17 protein-coding genes are annotated in these 15,889 nt (G+C 50.0%); 12 read left to right on the forward strand and 5 right to left on the reverse strand.

Annotated features, from left to right (window positions below):
- Positions 1-45 precede the first annotated feature (45 nt).
- On the reverse strand, positions 46-384 hold the full coding sequence (locus tag Q9J32_RS06570) for a helix-turn-helix domain-containing protein (RefSeq protein WP_003752276.1): 339 nt from the start codon (positions 382-384) through the stop codon (positions 46-48).
- A gap of 136 nt (positions 385-520) precedes the next feature.
- Between Q9J32_RS06570 and Q9J32_RS06575 the strand changes: the two genes are divergently transcribed.
- Together Q9J32_RS06575 and Q9J32_RS06580 are read left to right on the forward strand one after the other, a co-directional pair.
- A complete protein-coding gene (locus Q9J32_RS06575; protein ID WP_301883213.1) occupies positions 521-832 on the forward strand; it encodes a hypothetical protein in 312 nt (103 codons plus the stop codon).
- A gap of 14 nt (positions 833-846) precedes the next feature.
- A complete protein-coding gene (locus Q9J32_RS06580; RefSeq protein WP_301883211.1) occupies positions 847-1,479 on the forward strand; it encodes a DUF805 domain-containing protein in 633 nt (210 codons plus the stop codon).
- A gap of 58 nt (positions 1,480-1,537) precedes the next feature.
- On the opposite strand, the gene Q9J32_RS06585 is transcribed toward Q9J32_RS06580, so the two are convergent.
- Positions 1,538-3,751 carry a RelA/SpoT family protein gene (locus tag Q9J32_RS06585; protein WP_301883210.1) on the reverse strand — a complete coding sequence of 738 codons (2,214 nt, stop codon included), beginning with the start codon at positions 3,749-3,751 and terminating at the stop codon, positions 1,538-1,540.
- A gap of 142 nt (positions 3,752-3,893) precedes the next feature.
- Between Q9J32_RS06585 and Q9J32_RS06590 the strand changes: the two genes are divergently transcribed.
- Positions 3,894-4,535 carry a GrxB family glutaredoxin gene (locus Q9J32_RS06590; RefSeq protein ID WP_025456789.1) on the forward strand — a complete coding sequence of 214 codons (642 nt, stop codon included), beginning with the start codon at positions 3,894-3,896 and terminating at the stop codon, positions 4,533-4,535.
- 70 nt (positions 4,536-4,605) lie between these two features.
- Here the strand turns inward: Q9J32_RS06590 and Q9J32_RS06595 are convergent, their stop codons facing one another.
- Positions 4,606-5,244, reverse strand: a complete 639-nt coding sequence (locus tag Q9J32_RS06595; protein ID WP_003752285.1) for a site-2 protease family protein — start codon at positions 5,242-5,244, stop codon at positions 4,606-4,608.
- 208 nt (positions 5,245-5,452) lie between these two features.
- Between Q9J32_RS06595 and Q9J32_RS06600 the strand changes: the two genes are divergently transcribed.
- From Q9J32_RS06600 to Q9J32_RS06615, 4 genes are all read left to right on the forward strand, one after another.
- Positions 5,453-5,701, forward strand: a complete 249-nt coding sequence (locus tag Q9J32_RS06600; protein WP_003680115.1) for a hypothetical protein — start codon at positions 5,453-5,455, stop codon at positions 5,699-5,701.
- A gap of 157 nt (positions 5,702-5,858) precedes the next feature.
- Positions 5,859-6,710 carry an energy transducer TonB gene (locus Q9J32_RS06605; protein WP_301883205.1) on the forward strand — a complete coding sequence of 284 codons (852 nt, stop codon included), beginning with the start codon at positions 5,859-5,861 and terminating at the stop codon, positions 6,708-6,710.
- 66 nt (positions 6,711-6,776) lie between these two features.
- Complete coding sequence (locus Q9J32_RS06610; protein ID WP_025457567.1) at positions 6,777-7,436, forward strand: MotA/TolQ/ExbB proton channel family protein; 660 nt, start codon at positions 6,777-6,779, stop codon at positions 7,434-7,436.
- 4 nt (positions 7,437-7,440) lie between these two features.
- Positions 7,441-7,875 (forward strand): ExbD/TolR family protein, encoded by a 435-nt coding sequence (locus Q9J32_RS06615; RefSeq protein ID WP_003706998.1) that lies wholly within the window; start codon positions 7,441-7,443, stop codon positions 7,873-7,875.
- A gap of 64 nt (positions 7,876-7,939) precedes the next feature.
- Here the strand turns inward: Q9J32_RS06615 and Q9J32_RS06620 are convergent, their stop codons facing one another.
- Together Q9J32_RS06620 and Q9J32_RS06625 are read right to left on the reverse strand one after the other, a co-directional pair.
- A complete protein-coding gene (locus tag Q9J32_RS06620; protein ID WP_301883299.1) occupies positions 7,940-8,374 on the reverse strand; it encodes a TIGR01244 family sulfur transferase in 435 nt (144 codons plus the stop codon).
- 64 nt (positions 8,375-8,438) lie between these two features.
- Positions 8,439-10,187: a M61 family metallopeptidase gene (locus tag Q9J32_RS06625; RefSeq protein WP_301883202.1), complete on the reverse strand. Its 1,749-nt coding sequence runs from the start codon at positions 10,185-10,187 to the stop codon at positions 8,439-8,441.
- Positions 10,188-10,514: 327 nt separating this feature from the next.
- Here Q9J32_RS06625 and ccoN point away from each other — a divergent pair, with 327 nt between their 5' ends.
- From ccoN to Q9J32_RS06650, 5 genes are all read left to right on the forward strand, one after another.
- The gene (gene ccoN / locus Q9J32_RS06630) at positions 10,515-11,948 is read left to right on the forward strand and encodes a cytochrome-c oxidase, cbb3-type subunit I (RefSeq protein WP_301883201.1); all 1,434 of its coding nucleotides are present in this window, start codon (positions 10,515-10,517) and stop codon (positions 11,946-11,948) included.
- 26 nt (positions 11,949-11,974) lie between these two features.
- On the forward strand, positions 11,975-12,586 hold the full coding sequence (gene ccoO, locus Q9J32_RS06635) for a cytochrome-c oxidase, cbb3-type subunit II (protein WP_002212596.1): 612 nt from the start codon (positions 11,975-11,977) through the stop codon (positions 12,584-12,586).
- Positions 12,587-12,590: 4 nt separating this feature from the next.
- Positions 12,591-12,761, forward strand: coding sequence for a CcoQ/FixQ family Cbb3-type cytochrome c oxidase assembly chaperone (locus Q9J32_RS06640; RefSeq protein ID WP_003752303.1), 171 nt, complete (start codon positions 12,591-12,593; stop codon positions 12,759-12,761).
- Positions 12,762-12,784: 23 nt separating this feature from the next.
- Positions 12,785-14,116, forward strand: a complete 1,332-nt coding sequence (gene ccoP / locus Q9J32_RS06645) for a cytochrome-c oxidase, cbb3-type subunit III (RefSeq protein WP_301883200.1) — start codon at positions 12,785-12,787, stop codon at positions 14,114-14,116.
- A 344-nt stretch (positions 14,117-14,460) separates the two neighbouring features.
- Complete coding sequence (locus Q9J32_RS06650) at positions 14,461-15,870, forward strand: PepSY-associated TM helix domain-containing protein (protein ID WP_301883199.1); 1,410 nt, start codon at positions 14,461-14,463, stop codon at positions 15,868-15,870.
- The last annotated feature ends 19 nt before the right edge of the window (positions 15,871-15,889 follow it).

Genomic DNA, 15,889 nt, shown 5'->3' on the forward strand with positions numbered 1-15,889 from the left:
TCAGACGGCATTTTTGTATTTTGAAATATTGGGTAATTGATTCTTTTATTGAGAAGTCTGTTTCAGTGTCTGAATCATGAGGGATTTGAACGACTGCTGCAAAGGCTTGGGGAGTTGCATGAAGATAAGTTCGATGGGCATATCTTCCATATTTGTTGCGGTATTGTTTTGCTGTCTTTCTAAACTTTCTGCCAATAGAAAAATAGACGAAACGGGACAGTCCAAGGCTTCTGACAGATATTTTAGGATAGATTCGCTATATCCTTGGTTACCGTTTTCAAGATTGGAAATATTACTTTTTGAGGTATTGGCAAAATCAGCAAGCTGTTGCTGAGTCCATCCCTTTTGTTTCCTTAAGAATCTGATTGCGTGGCTAATGTTCATGAAATGAATCTTAGAGACAGGCAGACTCTTTTTAAATTGTATTAATGTATTTATTGGCTAAAAAATATTTTAATTCAATATTTAATACAGCTTTACTGTACCTTATTTTTAAACCTCACTTATTTTTGGATAGGAAATGAAAATCAGAAATGGTATTTTTGCCGGAGTCCTTCCAGCAATGTTATTGACGGGTTGTATGGGTGGTTTACCTTCATGTGGTTCCAGCGAGGCGGAAGGTTTGGTGAAGAAGATTGTTAACCAGAAATCGTTCTTTATCGGTCAGTTTGTTTCATTGGATGATGTAGAGGAGACTGCAGCTAATAATGAAGCAGGAATCAGGGTGTGTTCTGCTACGCTGACCACGACGAGAATCAGTAAGGACATTACTTATTCCATCAGGTGGCAGAACAAAGAAAACAAAGAATATATCTTGGAAATAAATAATTAAAGGAATTTAAAACGATGAAAGGTCAAATTTTAGATTTCTCGATTCAAGCTGGCGGTTTGATTAGCAGTGAGGACGGTAAACGCTATCCATTTAAAAACGAAGAATGGAAAGAACAGGGCGTACCAACACGAGGGATGAAAGTCGATTTTGATGTTGATGAAGATGGGCAGGCGGTAGCTGTTTATAAAGCTTTGGGCGCAAGTTCGACCGGAGGGGTTGCAACCGTTCTGCAAAATGCCTCCCAAACTCGCAATGAAAATGGACAGCTTTCTCTCTTTGCTTTGTTCTTGGAAACATTGACCAAACGGTATGCTCAATTTTCAGGTCGTGCTTCTAAAAGAGAATTTTGGGGGTTTTTGCTGTTTAGAACAGTTGCAGAGGTAGCTATTTTACTTGTTATTGGGATAATGGTCGAAGTTAGCAGGAGTCTTGGTGATATTTTCTCTATTTTATATTTTCTTTTTACTCTTGCTGTACTTGTTCCAACAATATCCGTTGGTGTACGCCGACTCCATGACACCGGTAAATCGGGATGGTGGTATTTGATTTCAGTTATTCCGCTTATTGGATGGATTTGGTTGATTATTTTATGGTGTCAAGCTTCTGTAAACGAAGATAACCAATGGGGTGGACTGCCTGAGAACTAAATTTTTCATCAAAATGCCGTCTGAAACGATATTCGGCTTTCAGACGGCATTTTTGTATTTAAAGCCGGGTAACGCTCAATACGCCTTTGACGTCGCCGAGGCTAGCGAGGACGCGCGGGAGGTCGTTGACTTGTTTGACTTCGAGCGTGAACCTCATGCTGGCTTCCAAGTCGCGGGACTGGGTTTGCACGGCGGTAACGTTGAGTTTGTGGCGGGCGAGTGCATCGGATACGTCGCGTAAAAGCCCTGAGCGGTCTTGGGCGCGGATTTCGATATCGACGGCAAACACTTGCCCTTCCTGCAACGCCGCCCAGCTTGCGTCCAGCACTTTTTCGGGCGCGTGTTCGGCGAGGTGTTGGAAAGAGGGGCAGGTTTTACGGTGGACGGAAATGCCGCGCTCGCGAGTAACGAAGCCGACAATGTCGTCGGGCGGCGCGGGTTTGCAGCATTTGGCCAGCGTGGTCATCAGGCCGTCTTCGCCGTCGATGAGCACGCCGGTTTTGCCGCCTTTTTTGATTTTCGACTGTTTGACGATGGTGGTTTCGCTGACGGGCACGGGCGGCGGTTCGTTCAGCGTACCGCAGGCTTTCTGGATGGCGCGGTTGGAAATTTCGCCCTGTCCGACGGCGGTGTAGAGGTCTTCGGGCTTTTTGTAGCCGAGGTTTTCGGCAAGCTCTTGCAGGTTGGGCTTGGGCGTGAGTTTGGCAAGCTGTTTGTCGAGTTGGACGCGGCCTTCTTCGCGCACGGTGTCGGCGTTTTGCTGGCGGATGTAGGCGCGGATTTTGCTGATTGCCTTGCCGGATTTGACCCAGCCTTCGTAGAGCCAGTTGACGGAAGGATGCCCTTCTTTGGCGGTAATGATTTCGACGCGCTGTCCGTTTTCGAGCGGGGTGGACAGCGGCACGATTTGTCCTTCGACTTTTGCACCGCGGCAACGGTCGCCCACGCTGCTGTGCAGGGCGTAGGCAAAGTCAATGGGGGTCGCTCCGGTGGGCAGGGAGAGGACTTTGCCGTGCGGGGTCAGGACGTAAATCGTGTCGTTGAAAAGCTCGGTTTTGAAAGCGGCGGCGAGGTCTTCCTTGCCGCTTTCGGCCATGTTTTCGCGCCAGTCCAAGAGTTGGCGCAACCAGGCGATTTTCTGCTCGTAGGCGGAATCGCCCTTGCCGCCTTCTTTATAACGCCAGTGGGCGGCGACACCGAATTCGTTGAATTGGTGCATGTCGAAGGTGCGGATTTGGACTTCCACGCCTTTGTCTTCAGGGCCGACGATGACGGTGTGCAAACTTTTGTAGCCGTTGCCTTTCGGGTTGGCGATGTAGTCGTCGAACTCGCCCGGAATCGGCTGCCAGAGGCTGTGGACGATACCCAGCGTGGTGTAACACTCGGGGACGGTATCGACCAAAATCCGGACGGCGCGGATGTCGAACAGGCCGTCGAAAGTGAGCTTTTTCTTCACCATTTTTTTGTAAATGGAGTAGATGTGCTTCGGTCTTCCGGCAACTTCAAAATGAATATTGTATTTTTTCAGTTCCGTACGCAGGATATTGAGGAAGTTTTCGATGTATTCGAGGCGTTCGGTGCGTTTTTCGTCCAAAAGCAGGGCGATTTCGCGGTATTTTTCGGGTTCTTGATGGCGGAAGCCCAAATCTTCGAGCTGCCATTTGAGCTGCCACACGCCCAAGCGGTTGGCGAGCGGGGCAAAAATGTCGAGGGTTTCTTTGGCAACGGCACGTTTTTCAGGATTGTCGGGAACGTTGCTTAAAAATTGCAGGGTGCGCGTACGCATCGCCAGTTTGATTAACACGACGCGGATGTCGGTAACCATCGCCAGCAGCATTTTCCGCATAGTTTCGGCCTGCAGGGCGCGTTCTTCGGGCGTGGCGAGGCTGTCCACGCGGGCGAAGTGGGTGAGCTTTTGTACTTCGTCCACACCTTTGACCAGCTCGGCGACGGTGCTGTTGCAGCGTTCGGAAACCAATAGATTCCAATCGGGGACGTAGCGTCCGATGTCGGCAAGCAGGGTGGCGGCGACGGCATCGGGCAGCAGGTCGAGTTCGTCGACCATCTGCGCCGCGCCGAGGAAGTGGTCGGACAACGGCTCGCCGTACGGCGTGGCGGAATCGGCGGGGTAATGCGCTTCCGCCAGCGAACGGGCGGCTAAGACCAGTTTTTTATCGTTGTCCGGCAGCGCGGTGCAGTAGCTGTCGAACCATTCGCGCAATTCTTGCGGGGTCGCGCTTTGCGTGTCTTGAATCGGGCTGATGGCGGTCATGATGGGGTCTTCCGTTCCGATAAAAACGAGTTTATTGTAACAGCTTATTTATTTGCGGTGCATAGGCGGGAAGATAAACTTGTTTCGGGCGGCGCGGGGTGTTAAGGTAGCCGGTACCGACAGGTTGACGAGGAATATTTTGATGAAACTGTATATTTACGACCATTGCCCATTTTGCGTGCGTGCGCGGATGGCTGCCGGGCTGTTTGGTGCTGACGTTGAAGAAGCCGTGCTGGCAAACGACGATGAGGCAACGCCGATCGGTATGATTGGCGCGAAACAAGTGCCCATCCTGCAAAAAGAGGACGGTTCGTTTATGGGCGAGAGTTTGGACATTGTGCGGCATTTCGACCGCGAAGGCCGTCTGAAAGACGAAGTCCGCCCCGAGATACAGGCATGGCTGGACAAAGTCGGCAGTTACAACAATAAACTGGTTCAGCCGCGTACTGTTAAAATCGGTCTGCCCGAGTTCGCTACTGCCGAAGCGGTTAAATATTTTACAGACAAAAAAGAGAAAAGCATCGGCAGCTTTTCCGCCAATTTGAATAAAACCGCCCAATACCTCGAACGGATAAACGCAGATTTGCAAGAGTTGGAGAATTTGATGGACGGTACTTCAGACGGCATCAACGGCGGAATCGGCATGGAGGATATTTTGGTTTTCCCCGTTTTGAGGAATCTGACCGTGGTGCGCGGCATCGAATGGCCCCAAAAGGTGATGGGTTATTTGATGACGATGAGTGAAAAATCAGGCGTGCCGCTTTATTTTGACAGGGCGTTGTAAAACAGGAAAACGCGGCAGGGCAATATGTCCTGCCGCGTTTTTTGGAACGTTTATGCCGTCTGAAAACCAGTCAGACGAACATCTGCACAAACGCAATCACCAGCCGCACAATCTGTGCAATAAACGCACCCAATACGCCCGTCAGCATCAGCAGCAGGATAATCCACGTCCCATAGGGTTCGATTTTGCGGAACGCTTGCGAATATTTCGCCGGCAGGAAGGTATCGATAAAAATGCCGCCGTCCGAAGGCAGGATGGGGATGATATTGAGCGCGAACAGAATCGCATTGATCAGAATACCGTAGTTTGCCATTTGAGCCAGCGGCATCTGATACGCCCCGCCGACATACGGAGTCAGCACCAAAACCACGCCCCACAGAACCGCCATCGCCAGATTCGACAGCAGGCCGGACGCGGCAACGCAACGCCAGGCAAGGCGCGGATTGCGGAAGTTGCGCGAATCGATGGGAATCGGACGCGCCCAACCAAATAGAAACGGTGTGAACATCAAAGTAAGCAGCGGCACGATGATTGTGCCGACCGGATCGATATGGGGCAGGGGGTTCAGTGTCAGCCTGCCGTATTGTTCGGCAGTGTTGTCTCCCCAGTAGCGCGCCGTATAGCCGCGTACCACCTCCCTGACAGTAATGGCAAGCAGTACGGGCAGGACGGCAAGCAGGAACACGCCCAAGTCAAAGTTCCGAAACATAATTTTCCTTTATAAAGGTTGATACACAGCCGCAACCGGCTGCCGGATAAAGGCGGCAATATATCATTTAACCCGATTTTGTTGGAACGGGAAAACAGGCAGAGCCGCTCCATTTGTCCGCAGGCATCTGAGAATTTATCATAATATATTGTTTCAATATGGATTTTGTGAATATAAAACCTGTAATAAAATAGATTAGAGATACATTATGAATCCAAAAATATGTCCGCGCTGCAACCAAGGAATATTGTATATTTTTAAATCAAAATACATTTTGAAAGAAATTATTCTATGTGACGAATGTGATGCCATGTGGTTAAAAGGAATGAAAATTACATATGGAGATTATGATAAAGATTTTTATAATTATGAAATATTTATGAATCAAAATGGCGTATCTTCTCCTTGGGAAGAGGAGAATATTTTTTTAACACCTTACTATGAAAATGAACTTTAACGCAGATAATTTTTGGCGCCACCCTGCTGCCCGTCGAAGCCGGTTTCGGCTTTAAATCCGCCGGCAAAGAGCAAAACCAAAACTACAGTATTCATATAAAGGCGAATGATAAAAATAGGTTGCAAATAGGAATTGTTGCTATTATTATGCCCGAATTATGGATAAAGAACGAATTTTAACCCCCGCAGTCGTGTTTTCCGTCGCACTGCTGCATTTGGCAATGGTGGCATCGCTCTGGCAGGCGCACAAGCTGCCCGTGATAGAGTCAGGAAATGTCATTGAATTTGTCGATTTGGGCGACTTTGGCGGAGGGGACGGCGCACCCGAAGGCGCAGGCGCGCCTGCCGCGCCCGAACCGCAACCCGAGCCTGAGCAGCCCAAACCTGTCGAGCCGCCCAAACCGGTTTTGAAGCCGGTGGTTACAAAAAAGGCGGATGCAGATATTCAGCAGCCCAAGGAAAAGCCGAAACCCGAAGAAAAACCGAAACCAGAGCCTAAGCCGGAAGTGAAGCCGACTCCCAAACCGGTTGAGAAAACGGTAGAGAAGCCGTCTGAAAAACCTGCCGAACATCTCGGCAATACTTCCGCCAAAGCCGGCAGCGAGAACGGCGGGGGAGAAGGTAAGGGAACCGGTACCAAAGGTGACGGAACGGGACGCGGAGAAGGCAGCGGTAAAGGTAGCGGCGGAGCCAAAGGCGAGCATGGGGAAGGAACCGGCGGCAGCGGCGGCGGAACAGGTGCCGGCAGCAGTAAAGGCAATCCCCTGCGTGCCAACGGCAGTATTCCGCGACCGCCTTATCCTACGCTTTCTATGGAAAACGATGAACAGGGTACGGTTGTCCTGAGTGTGATGGTATCTCCGGGCGGTCATGTCGAGTCCGTCAAGGTGGTGAAAAGCAGCGGTTTTTCCCGTTTGGACAATGCAGCACGCAAGGCGGCGCAAAACGGGCATTTTCAAGCCAATGCCTGGACGGAGTTTAAAGTCCCCGTTAAATTTGAATTGAATTAGGCTGTTGTCGCGGCAGTTTGCGGCAGCTTGGATTTTTGATTTGTTTTTATCAGTTTTGGAATCATTATGGATTTGAAATTAGTGTTTGAATCAGGCGATGTCGTCCTGATCGGTGTGTTTGTGTTGATGTTGCTGATGAGTATCGTAACATGGTGTCTGATTGTCTTACGCAGCATTAAGCTGTATCAGGCTCGCAAAGGCAATACGGTTGTTAAGCAGCATATGAGCAATACTTTGTCTTTGAACGATGCGCTTGAAAAAGTGCGTGCCGTTGACGCTCCCCTGTCCAAACTGGTGCAAGAGGCATTGCAGTCGTACCGCAACTACCGTCAAAATGAAGCTTCCAAATTGGCTCAGGCACTGCCGTTGAATGAGTATTTGGTCATTCAAATCCGCAACAGTATGGCTCAGATTATGCGTCGCTTTGATTATGGTATGACCGCGCTTGCCTCCATCGGTGCGACCGCACCGTTTATCGGCCTGTTTGGTACGGTTTGGGGGATTTACCATGCCCTGATCAATATAGGACAAAGCGGACAGATGAGTATTGCGGCGGTTGCCGGTCCGATCGGCGAGGCATTGGTTTCTACTGCGGCGGGTCTGTTCGTGGCGATTCCTGCCGTGTTGGCGTACAACTTCCTCAACCGCGGTGCGAAGACGCTGACTCAGGATTTGGATGCGATGGCGCATGATTTGCATGTCCGCCTGTTGAACCAAAAGGATTAATGAAATGGCATTCGGTTCGATGAATTCCGGCGATGACTCGCCGATGTCCGATATCAACGTTACGCCGTTGGTGGACGTGATGCTGGTTTTGCTGATTGTATTTATGATTACCATGCCGGTACTGACGCATTCCATTCCTTTGGAATTGCCGACCGCGTCCGAGCAGGCAAACAAGCAGGACAAACAGCCTAAAGATCCCTTGCGCCTGACGATTGATGCAAACGGTGGTTATTATGTCGGCGGAGATTCTGCAAGCAAAGTGGAAATCGGGGAAGTGGAAAGCCGTCTGAAAGCCGCCAAGGAGCAGAATGAAAACGTGATTGTGGCCATTGCGGCAGACAAGGCGGTAGAATACGATTATGTAAACAAAGCGTTGGAGGCCGCCCGTCAGGCAGGGATTACCAAAATCGGTTTTGTAACCGAAACCAAGGCGCAATAAGGTTCGACGTTTGAACGAATGCCGTCTGAAAGTCTTTCAGACGGCATTTTTGTATCGGTCGGTTTTATGGTTTGACCGCTGCGTCTTCCAAACGGGTTCTGAAGTTTTCCAAATTTACGCCTGCCGCTTGGGCGCGGCGGATGATTTCGTCAACCGGCATACCTTCTGCCGCCCGGCGGAAGCCCCACAGCAGGGAGCAGCGCGTACCGGTCCGGCAATAGGCAAGGACGGGAGATTCGGCTTGTCCGATGAGTTGGCGGAAGGTTTCGACATCGTGTTTTTGGATGTCGCGGGCGGTAACGGGTTGGTGATGGAATCCGGTAACGCCTGCTTGTTCCAACCACTGTTTGATTTGGGCGAAGTCGGGCTGCGATTCTTCTTCGCGGTCGGGGCGGTTGCAGATGACGGTTTTGATGCCCAGTTGCGCGATTTGTTCCGCATCGGCTTTAGTCAGTTGTGGGGAGATGTAGAGATGTTCGTCAAGTTTTAGAATCGCCATTTTATTTCCTTTGCTTTGCGGTTGTTTTTCAGACGGCATTTTGTGTGCAATGCCGTCTGAAAGTTTAACCGAACAACCAGTTTTCCAACAGGTTCCGGTCTGTGATATGTAGGATGGCAGTATCCGCCGTCGCTGCCTGAACCGTCAAGACGGTTTGACGCAATATGCCGACACGGAAGAAGTGGATATTGATTTTTGCCCCGACGGGGTATCGGGCCCATTGTGCGGCAAAGTCGGTGCAGGCATAACCGTCTAACGCAATGATTTTGTCTTGCGGACACAGTGCCGCAGATTCCGCGCTGCCGCCGTTGAAGACATAGGTCAGGACGATGTGGTCGGCGTTTTGTTTGAAGCGTGCGCCGAAATCGCCTGCCGGCGAAACGGGGCAGATGTGTTCCGCATATCCGCCGCCGTGTTGTCGGGGAAGAGGCAGGAAGGTCAGTCCCACGCCTGCGGTTGCCAGGCATTCGGCAAGCGGCAAATCTTCGGTGCTGTATAACGCTTTTTGGAAAAAATCTTCCAAATCCAAGCCGGTAATTTCCTGACAGCGGATTTGCCAGTGTTTTTCCGGAATGCCCGCGCGCGTATCCGCCCACTCCCGATAGAGTTTGTCCATTACCGTATCGAGAGAATGTCTGCCGCCGCTTTTGTTCCGTATCAGCAAATCAAGGCACAATGCGGCAAGCGCGCCTTTCTGGTAGTAGCTGACGATGGCGTTCGGACTGTTTTCATCCGGTTTGTAAAATTTGTTCCACGCGGTAAAACTCGATTCCGCCAAGGTCTGCCTCAAACGGCCGCGGGTTTGTTGTACGCGCGTAATGCCTTGTGCCAGCAGGTTTAAATAAGATTCGGGCGAGATGGTGCGGCTGCGTGCCAAAAACAAATCGTCGTAATAGGATGTAATGCCTTCGAATGCCCATAGTTGTTCGGTATAGTTTTCTTTGTCGAGGTCATAAGGGACGAACGCGGCAGGTTTGATGGATTTGACGTTCCACGCGTGAAAATATTCGTGGGAGAAAAGTCCGAGCAATGTGGTGTAGGCATCGTCGGCATCGGTCATACCGTACGGCGGAAGGCTGTGGCGGTCGGCGAGCAGGGCGGTGCTGTCGGCGTGTTCCAAACCGCCGTAAATATGGTCGCCGACGTGGAGCAGGAACAAATATTTTTGAAACGGGGCAGGGGAAGAAAACACTGCCAGTTCTGTTTCGCAGATTTCTTTGATGTCCGAAACCAGCCTGTCGCGGTCGAAATCGGGATATATGCCGCTTAAGGCAATCGTGTGCGGAATGCCTGCCGCCTCAAAATCTAAAAATTCAATCAAGCCCATCTCGACAGGTCGGTCAATCAATTCGGCATAAGATGCCGTCTGAAAGACAAGCCTCCCTGTTTCCGGCAGCGTTGTGGCAATACGCCATTCGGGTGGAATGCCCGTCAATTCCAAGCGGTGCGGCAGCGTTTCCGTTCCTTCGACTTTCAAAAACAGGCACGATCCGTCAAAAAAACCGCGTTCTGTCGTCAGGAAAGAACCTCGAACCGACAAATCGAATGCATATACGGTGTAGCGGATTTGCCACTCTCCGCGTACGGCGGCGGCATGCCAGCGGTTTTTTGCAATTTGTTCGAGCGGCATGGACGTGCCGTTGCAGGATGCATGGATAGAAGTGATGTGGCAGGAAAAATCCCGAATCAGATAGCTGCCCGGAACCCAGTTTGGCAGGCTTATTTCTATAGGAAAATCATCATCTTGTGTGAATGTCAGTAGGATGTGCCATTCATGGTCTAGAGGGGAGGGGGTAATTTTATAATTAATCATGGCTATTAAATATATCGTTAAATATTATTGATAAAATGTCTTTAAAATGCAGCTTAATCTACATCAATAAAGTGTTATAAAAAAAGGGGCTTGAAAAACAAAGCAATGTCAAACGGGTTATAATTTATTTTAACAATATGATTTATATATAATAAAAAAACAAATTAAGAAATAGGCACTCCGGCGGTGGGAATGTAATTCCGCTTGGCGTAATAAGGCAGATATGTTAAATTTAGAAAAAATTACGCTTGCCCAAGTTGTACCTTAAGAGGTCGCAAAGGTGGGCAGGATAAAAAATTTTTATTCCCATAATTCATGGAGACTCTCATGGACACACAAACTTACAACTACAAAGTGGTGCGCCAGTTCGCCATCATGACTGTAGTTTGGGGTATCGTGGGTATGTTGGTCGGCGTCATCGTAGCTGCCCAACTGTTTGCTCCCGCCCTTGATTTATCGGACATCGGTCCTTGGTTTCACTTCGGCCGCCTGCGTCCGCTGCATACCAATGCGGTTATTTTCGCATTCGGCGGCTGCGGTCTGATCGGTACATCATACTACGTTGTCCAACGTACTTGTAATACCCGTCTTTTCGGCGGCTGGCTGCCGGCATTTACCTTTTGGGGCTGGCAGGCGGTAATCGTTGCTGCTGCCGTCAGCTTCCCTATGGGTTGGACCCAAGGTAAGGAATATGCTGAACTGGAATGGCCGATCGACATTCTGATTACTTTGGTTTGGGTTGCATACGCCATCGTATTCTTCGGTACGATTGCCAAACGCAAGGTGAAACACATTTACGTTGCCAACTGGTTCTACGGCGGTTTTATTTTGGCGGTCGCACTTTTGCACATCGTCAACAATATCAGCATCCCGGCAGGGTTGATGAAGTCATACCCTGTCTATTCCGGTGCGATTGATGCTATGGTTCAATGGTGGTACGGGCATAACGCCGTGGGCTTCTTCCTGACTGCCGGCTTCTTGGGTATGATGTACTATTTTGTCCCCAAACAAGCAGGCCGCCCTGTTTACTCCTACCGCCTGTCCGTCGTTCACTTTTGGGCGTTGATTTTCACCTATATGTGGGCGGGTCCGCACCATCTTCACTACACTGCGCTGCCTGACTGGACGCAATCTTTGGGTATGGTTCTGTCTTTGATTCTGTTCGCACCCTCTTGGGGCGGTATGATTAACGGCATCATGACCTTGTCCGGCGCGTGGGACAAACTGCGTACTGACCCGATTCTGAAATTCCTGATTGTATCCCTGTCCTTCTACGGTATGTCTACCTTTGAAGGCCCGATGATGTCGATTAAAACGGTCAACGCATTGAGCCACTATACAGACTGGACCGTTGCACACGTTCACGCCGGTGCTTTGGGTTGGGTAGGCTTTGTAACCATCGGTTCCGTCTATTACATGATTCCCCGTCTGTTCGGCAAAGAACAGATGCACAGCACCAAACTGGTAGAGGCGCATTTTTGGATTGCGACCATCGGCGTGGTTCTGTATATCGCCGCGATGTGGATTGCCGGTGTGATGCAGGGTTTGATGTGGGGCTCTTTGAACGATGACGGTACGCTGACCTACTCGTTTGTCGAATCCGTAAAACGCACCATGCCTTACTACATGATTCGTTTTGCAGGTGGTTTATTGTATCTGAGTGGTATGTGCATTATGGCGTACAACGTGTACCGCACAGCCATCGGTGGTAAAGCAGTCGATGCCGAAATCCCTGCGGTTTCCCAAACACAGCACCACTAAAATACTAAGAAAGATAGGCTACCAAAATGAAATTACAACAATTGGCTGAAGAAAAAATCGGTGTTCTGATTGTGTTCACGCTGCTTGTAGTCAGTGTCGGTCTGTTGATTGAAGTTGTGCCCTTGGCCTTTACCAAGGCGGCAACACAGCCGGCTCCGGGCGTGAAGCCTTACAATGCCTTGCAGGTTGCCGGACGCGATATTTACATCCGTGAGGGCTGTTACAACTGCCACTCGCAAATGATTCGTCCGTTCCGTGCGGAAACCGAGCGTTACGGTCATTACTCTGTTGCCGGAGAGTCGGTTTACGACCATCCTTTCCAATGGGGTTCCAAACGTACCGGTCCTGATTTGGCACGTGTAGGCGGCCGCTATTCCGACGAATGGCACCGTATCCACCTGCTGAATCCCCGTGATGTCGTGCCTGAGTCCAATATGCCGGCATTCCCATGGCTTGCACGCAATAAGGTCGATGTCGATGCAACCGTTGCCAACATGAAGGCTTTGCGTAAAGTAGGTACTCCTTACAGTGATGAGGAAATTGCGAAAGCACCTGAGGCTTTGGCAAACAAATCCGAGCTGGATGCTGTAGTCGCCTATCTGCAAGGATTGGGTCTGGCTTTGAAAAACGTAAGGTAACATCATGGATATTAACGGTATTCGCGCTCTTTTCACGGTATGGATCTTTATCTGTTTCCTGTTGGTACTCTATATCGTCTTCAACAGGCGGAATAAGAAAAATTACGATGATGCCGCAAACAGCATTTTTGATGAAAACCAAGATGCGCAAGATAAGAAAAGCGAAAACCGTTAATATTGTGATAACGGAGCAAAACAATGAACACAACATCCCAATTTACCAGTAACTTCTGGAATATATATATTGCAGTTATTGTCTTACTGAGCTTTATCGCTTTGGCTTGGCTGCTGTTGTCTCAAAATGTTGTCAAACGCCCGAAAAAAGGCGAAGAAGTACAAACTACAGGCCATGAGTGGGACGGTATTGCCGAATACGACAACCCGCTGCCGCGCTGGTGGTTTTGGCTGTATGTTTTGACATGGCTGTTCGGTATCGGTTATCTGGTTATGTATCCGGGTGTCGGCGACTACAAAGGCCTGCTGAAATGGACCAGCCACAACCAATATGAAAAAGAGGTCAAAAAAGCCGATGAGCAATACGGTAAACTGTATGCCAAGTTTGCGGATATGCCGATTGAAAAAGTGGCAAAAGACCCACAGGCCAAGCAAATCGCCCAAAACCTGTTCAATACCTACTGTATCCAGTGCCACGGCTCTGATGCCAAAGGTTCTAAAGGTTTTCCGAATCTGACCGACAGCGATTGGTTGTGGGGCGGTGATCCCGATAAAATCCACGAGACCATTGAAAAAGGCCGTGTTGCTACCATGCCTGCATGGGGTCCTGCTTTGGGTGAGGAAGGTGTAAAAGACGTTGCGCATTATGTGATGTCCCTTTCAAAACCCAAAGGCCAGTATGATGAGGAACGTGCCGCACGCGGACAAGCCTTATTCAGCGGTCCGCCTGCCAACTGTTTCACTTGCCACGGCGATAAGGGACAAGGTATCCAAGGTTTGGGTCCGAACCTGACTGATGACGTGTGGTTGTGGGGCGGTACGCAAAAATCTATTATTGAAACCATTACCAACGGCCGTAGCAGCCAAATGCCCGCGTGGGGACATTTCTTGGATAAAGACAAACTGCATATTATGACTGCTTATGTATGGGGTCTTTCCAATAAAGACGGTAAAGCTCCGGTGAAAAAAGCCGAGCCTGCACCGACTCCCGTACCGGCGGCAGAACCCGCAGCCTCTGCTCCTGCAGAAGCAGCACAAGCCGCTTCTGAAGCCAAACCTGCCGCAGCAGAACCTAAAGTCGAGGAAAAAGCCGCACCTGCTGCCAAAGTGGACGGCAAACAGGTTTATGAAACCGTTTGTGCCGCCTGCCATGGCAATGCGATTCCAGGTATTCCCCATGTCGGCACCAAAGCCGATTGGGCCGACCGCATCAAAAAAGGTAAGGACACATTGCACAAACACGCAATCGAAGGTTTCAATACGATGCCCGCAAAAGGCGGTCGCGGCGATTTGAGCGATGATGAGGTCAAAGCTGCGGTTGACTATATGGTCAACCAGTCAGGCGGCAAATTCTAACCGTTGTTTTCCGACTTTGTCGGACGCAGGAATCCGGATTTATATCGAATCCGGATTTTTTATTTTGAACGGAAATCCTGTTTTTGATTTATGCCGTCTGAAAGTGGGGATTTTGATGCTTAAGCGGTCAGACCGACTGATATTTTTGTATGGTTTAAAGAATGGTGCAACTGGGTGTCGGACAGCATTGTTTGATGCTTTCAGACGGCATATAGGTTTGTTTCTTCAAAATTGAATCTTTTTTCATATGTTGTAAAAAATATTGATTTTAGTCATAAAGAATTAGTCTTTATTGTTTATAATCGCGCATCAACACAATAGCCCTAATTTCAAAAGGACGATTAATGGATACACAAATCAAGACTGAAGCCGGCAATCAGACCAACCGGCGTTATCTGACCGTTTGGCGGTGGCATTTTTATGCCGGTCTGCTGGTTATGCCTTTTCTGACCCTGCTTGCCGTTACAGGTTTGGGTATGCTGCTGTTTGCCAATATTACCGGCAAGGAAGGCGAGCGGATTCATGTTGTGCCGCAGGCAACGGTACAACCTCTGTCTGTTCAGGCGGAAGCGGCACGCAGTGCCGTTAATCCGGAGACTTCGTCCGTCGTCCAATATATTGCACCGCGTGCCGATGATATGGTTGCCGTGTTCCGTGTCAACAATGAGGGCAAGGCAACGATGGTTGCGGTCGATCCTTATACGGCAAAAGTGGTCAACACTATGCCGCGCAATCAGGGGTGGTATCACACGATGGATGAAATCCACAGCGATATGATGCTCGGTGCGGCAGGCGATTATCTTCTGGAAACGGCTGCATCGCTGACGATTATCATGATAATCAGCGGTTTGTACCTTTGGTGGGTGAAACGGCGCGGCATCAAGGCGATGCTGCTGCCGCCAAAAGGCAGGGCGCGTTCTTGGTGGCGGAATCTGCACGGCGCGTTTGGAACTTGGGTATCGTTGATTTTGCTGTTGTTCTGTCTGTCCGGAATTGCTTGGGCAGGTATTTGGGGCGGCAAGTTCGTGCAGGCTTGGAGTCAGTTCCCAGCGGGCAAATGGGGTGTCGAACCGAACCCTGTTTCAGTCGTGCCGACCCACGGCGAGGTATTGAATGACGGCAAGGTTAAGGAAGTGCCGTGGATTTTGGAGCTTACGCCTATGCCTGTTTCAGGGACAACTGTGGGTGAAAACGGCATTAACCCCAGCGAGCCGATGACATTGGAAACCGTCGACCGTTTTGCGCGGGAAATCGGTTTCAAAGGGCGTTATCAGTTGAATTTGCCCAAAGGCGAGGACGGCGTATGGACTTTGTCGCAAGACTCTATGAGTTACGATATGATCAGCCCGTTTGCCGACCGTACGGTACATATCGACCAGTACAGCGGCAAAATCCTTGCCGATATCCGTTTTGACGATTACAACCCGTTCGGCAAATTTATGGCGGCAAGCATTGCGCTGCATATGGGTACTCTGGGCTGGTGGAGCGTGTTGGCGAACGTCTTGTTCTGCCTTGCCGTCATTTTTATCGGTATCAGCGGCTGCGTGATGTGGTGGAAACGCCGTCCGTCCGGCGCGGCGGGCATTGTTCCTCCGGCGCAGAAAATCAAGCTGCCCGTCTGGTGGGCGATGGCTGTGCCGCTGCTGCTGATTGCACTGCTTTTCCCGACCGCGCTGGTTGCCATTGCCGTGATTTGGCTGTTGGATACCTTGCTGCTGTCGCGGATTCCTGTTTTGAGGAGATGGTTTAAATGACCCGATGCCGTCTGAAGTG

It is taken from the genome of Neisseria uirgultaei (assembly GCF_962719845.1).
In the GTDB taxonomy this organism is placed as follows: domain Bacteria; phylum Pseudomonadota; class Gammaproteobacteria; order Burkholderiales; family Neisseriaceae; genus Neisseria; species Neisseria bergeri.

What these genes read in the sequence shown, in the direction of transcription:
- Q9J32_RS06570 (WP_003752276.1), bottom strand. Translation starts at nt 384, where the DNA reads ATGAACATTAGCCACGCAATCAGATTCTTAAGGAAACAAAAGGGATGG.
- Q9J32_RS06575 (WP_301883213.1), top strand. Translation starts at nt 521, where the DNA reads ATGAAAATCAGAAATGGTATTTTTGCCGGAGTCCTTCCAGCAATGTTA.
- Q9J32_RS06580 (WP_301883211.1), top strand. Translation starts at nt 847, where the DNA reads ATGAAAGGTCAAATTTTAGATTTCTCGATTCAAGCTGGCGGTTTGATT.
- Q9J32_RS06585 (WP_301883210.1), bottom strand. Translation starts at nt 3,751, where the DNA reads ATGACCGCCATCAGCCCGATTCAAGACACGCAAAGCGCGACCCCGCAA.
- Q9J32_RS06590 (WP_025456789.1), top strand. Translation starts at nt 3,894, where the DNA reads ATGAAACTGTATATTTACGACCATTGCCCATTTTGCGTGCGTGCGCGG.
- Q9J32_RS06595 (WP_003752285.1), bottom strand. Translation starts at nt 5,244, where the DNA reads ATGTTTCGGAACTTTGACTTGGGCGTGTTCCTGCTTGCCGTCCTGCCC.
- Q9J32_RS06600 (WP_003680115.1), top strand. Translation starts at nt 5,453, where the DNA reads ATGAATCCAAAAATATGTCCGCGCTGCAACCAAGGAATATTGTATATT.
- Q9J32_RS06605 (WP_301883205.1), top strand. Translation starts at nt 5,859, where the DNA reads ATGGATAAAGAACGAATTTTAACCCCCGCAGTCGTGTTTTCCGTCGCA.
- Q9J32_RS06610 (WP_025457567.1), top strand. Translation starts at nt 6,777, where the DNA reads ATGGATTTGAAATTAGTGTTTGAATCAGGCGATGTCGTCCTGATCGGT.
- Q9J32_RS06615 (WP_003706998.1), top strand. Translation starts at nt 7,441, where the DNA reads ATGGCATTCGGTTCGATGAATTCCGGCGATGACTCGCCGATGTCCGAT.
- Q9J32_RS06620 (WP_301883299.1), bottom strand. Translation starts at nt 8,374, where the DNA reads ATGGCGATTCTAAAACTTGACGAACATCTCTACATCTCCCCACAACTG.
- Q9J32_RS06625 (WP_301883202.1), bottom strand. Translation starts at nt 10,187, where the DNA reads ATGATTAATTATAAAATTACCCCCTCCCCTCTAGACCATGAATGGCAC.
- ccoN (WP_301883201.1), top strand. Translation starts at nt 10,515, where the DNA reads ATGGACACACAAACTTACAACTACAAAGTGGTGCGCCAGTTCGCCATC.
- ccoO (WP_002212596.1), top strand. Translation starts at nt 11,975, where the DNA reads ATGAAATTACAACAATTGGCTGAAGAAAAAATCGGTGTTCTGATTGTG.
- Q9J32_RS06640 (WP_003752303.1), top strand. Translation starts at nt 12,591, where the DNA reads ATGGATATTAACGGTATTCGCGCTCTTTTCACGGTATGGATCTTTATC.
- ccoP (WP_301883200.1), top strand. Translation starts at nt 12,785, where the DNA reads ATGAACACAACATCCCAATTTACCAGTAACTTCTGGAATATATATATT.
- Q9J32_RS06650 (WP_301883199.1), top strand. Translation starts at nt 14,461, where the DNA reads ATGGATACACAAATCAAGACTGAAGCCGGCAATCAGACCAACCGGCGT.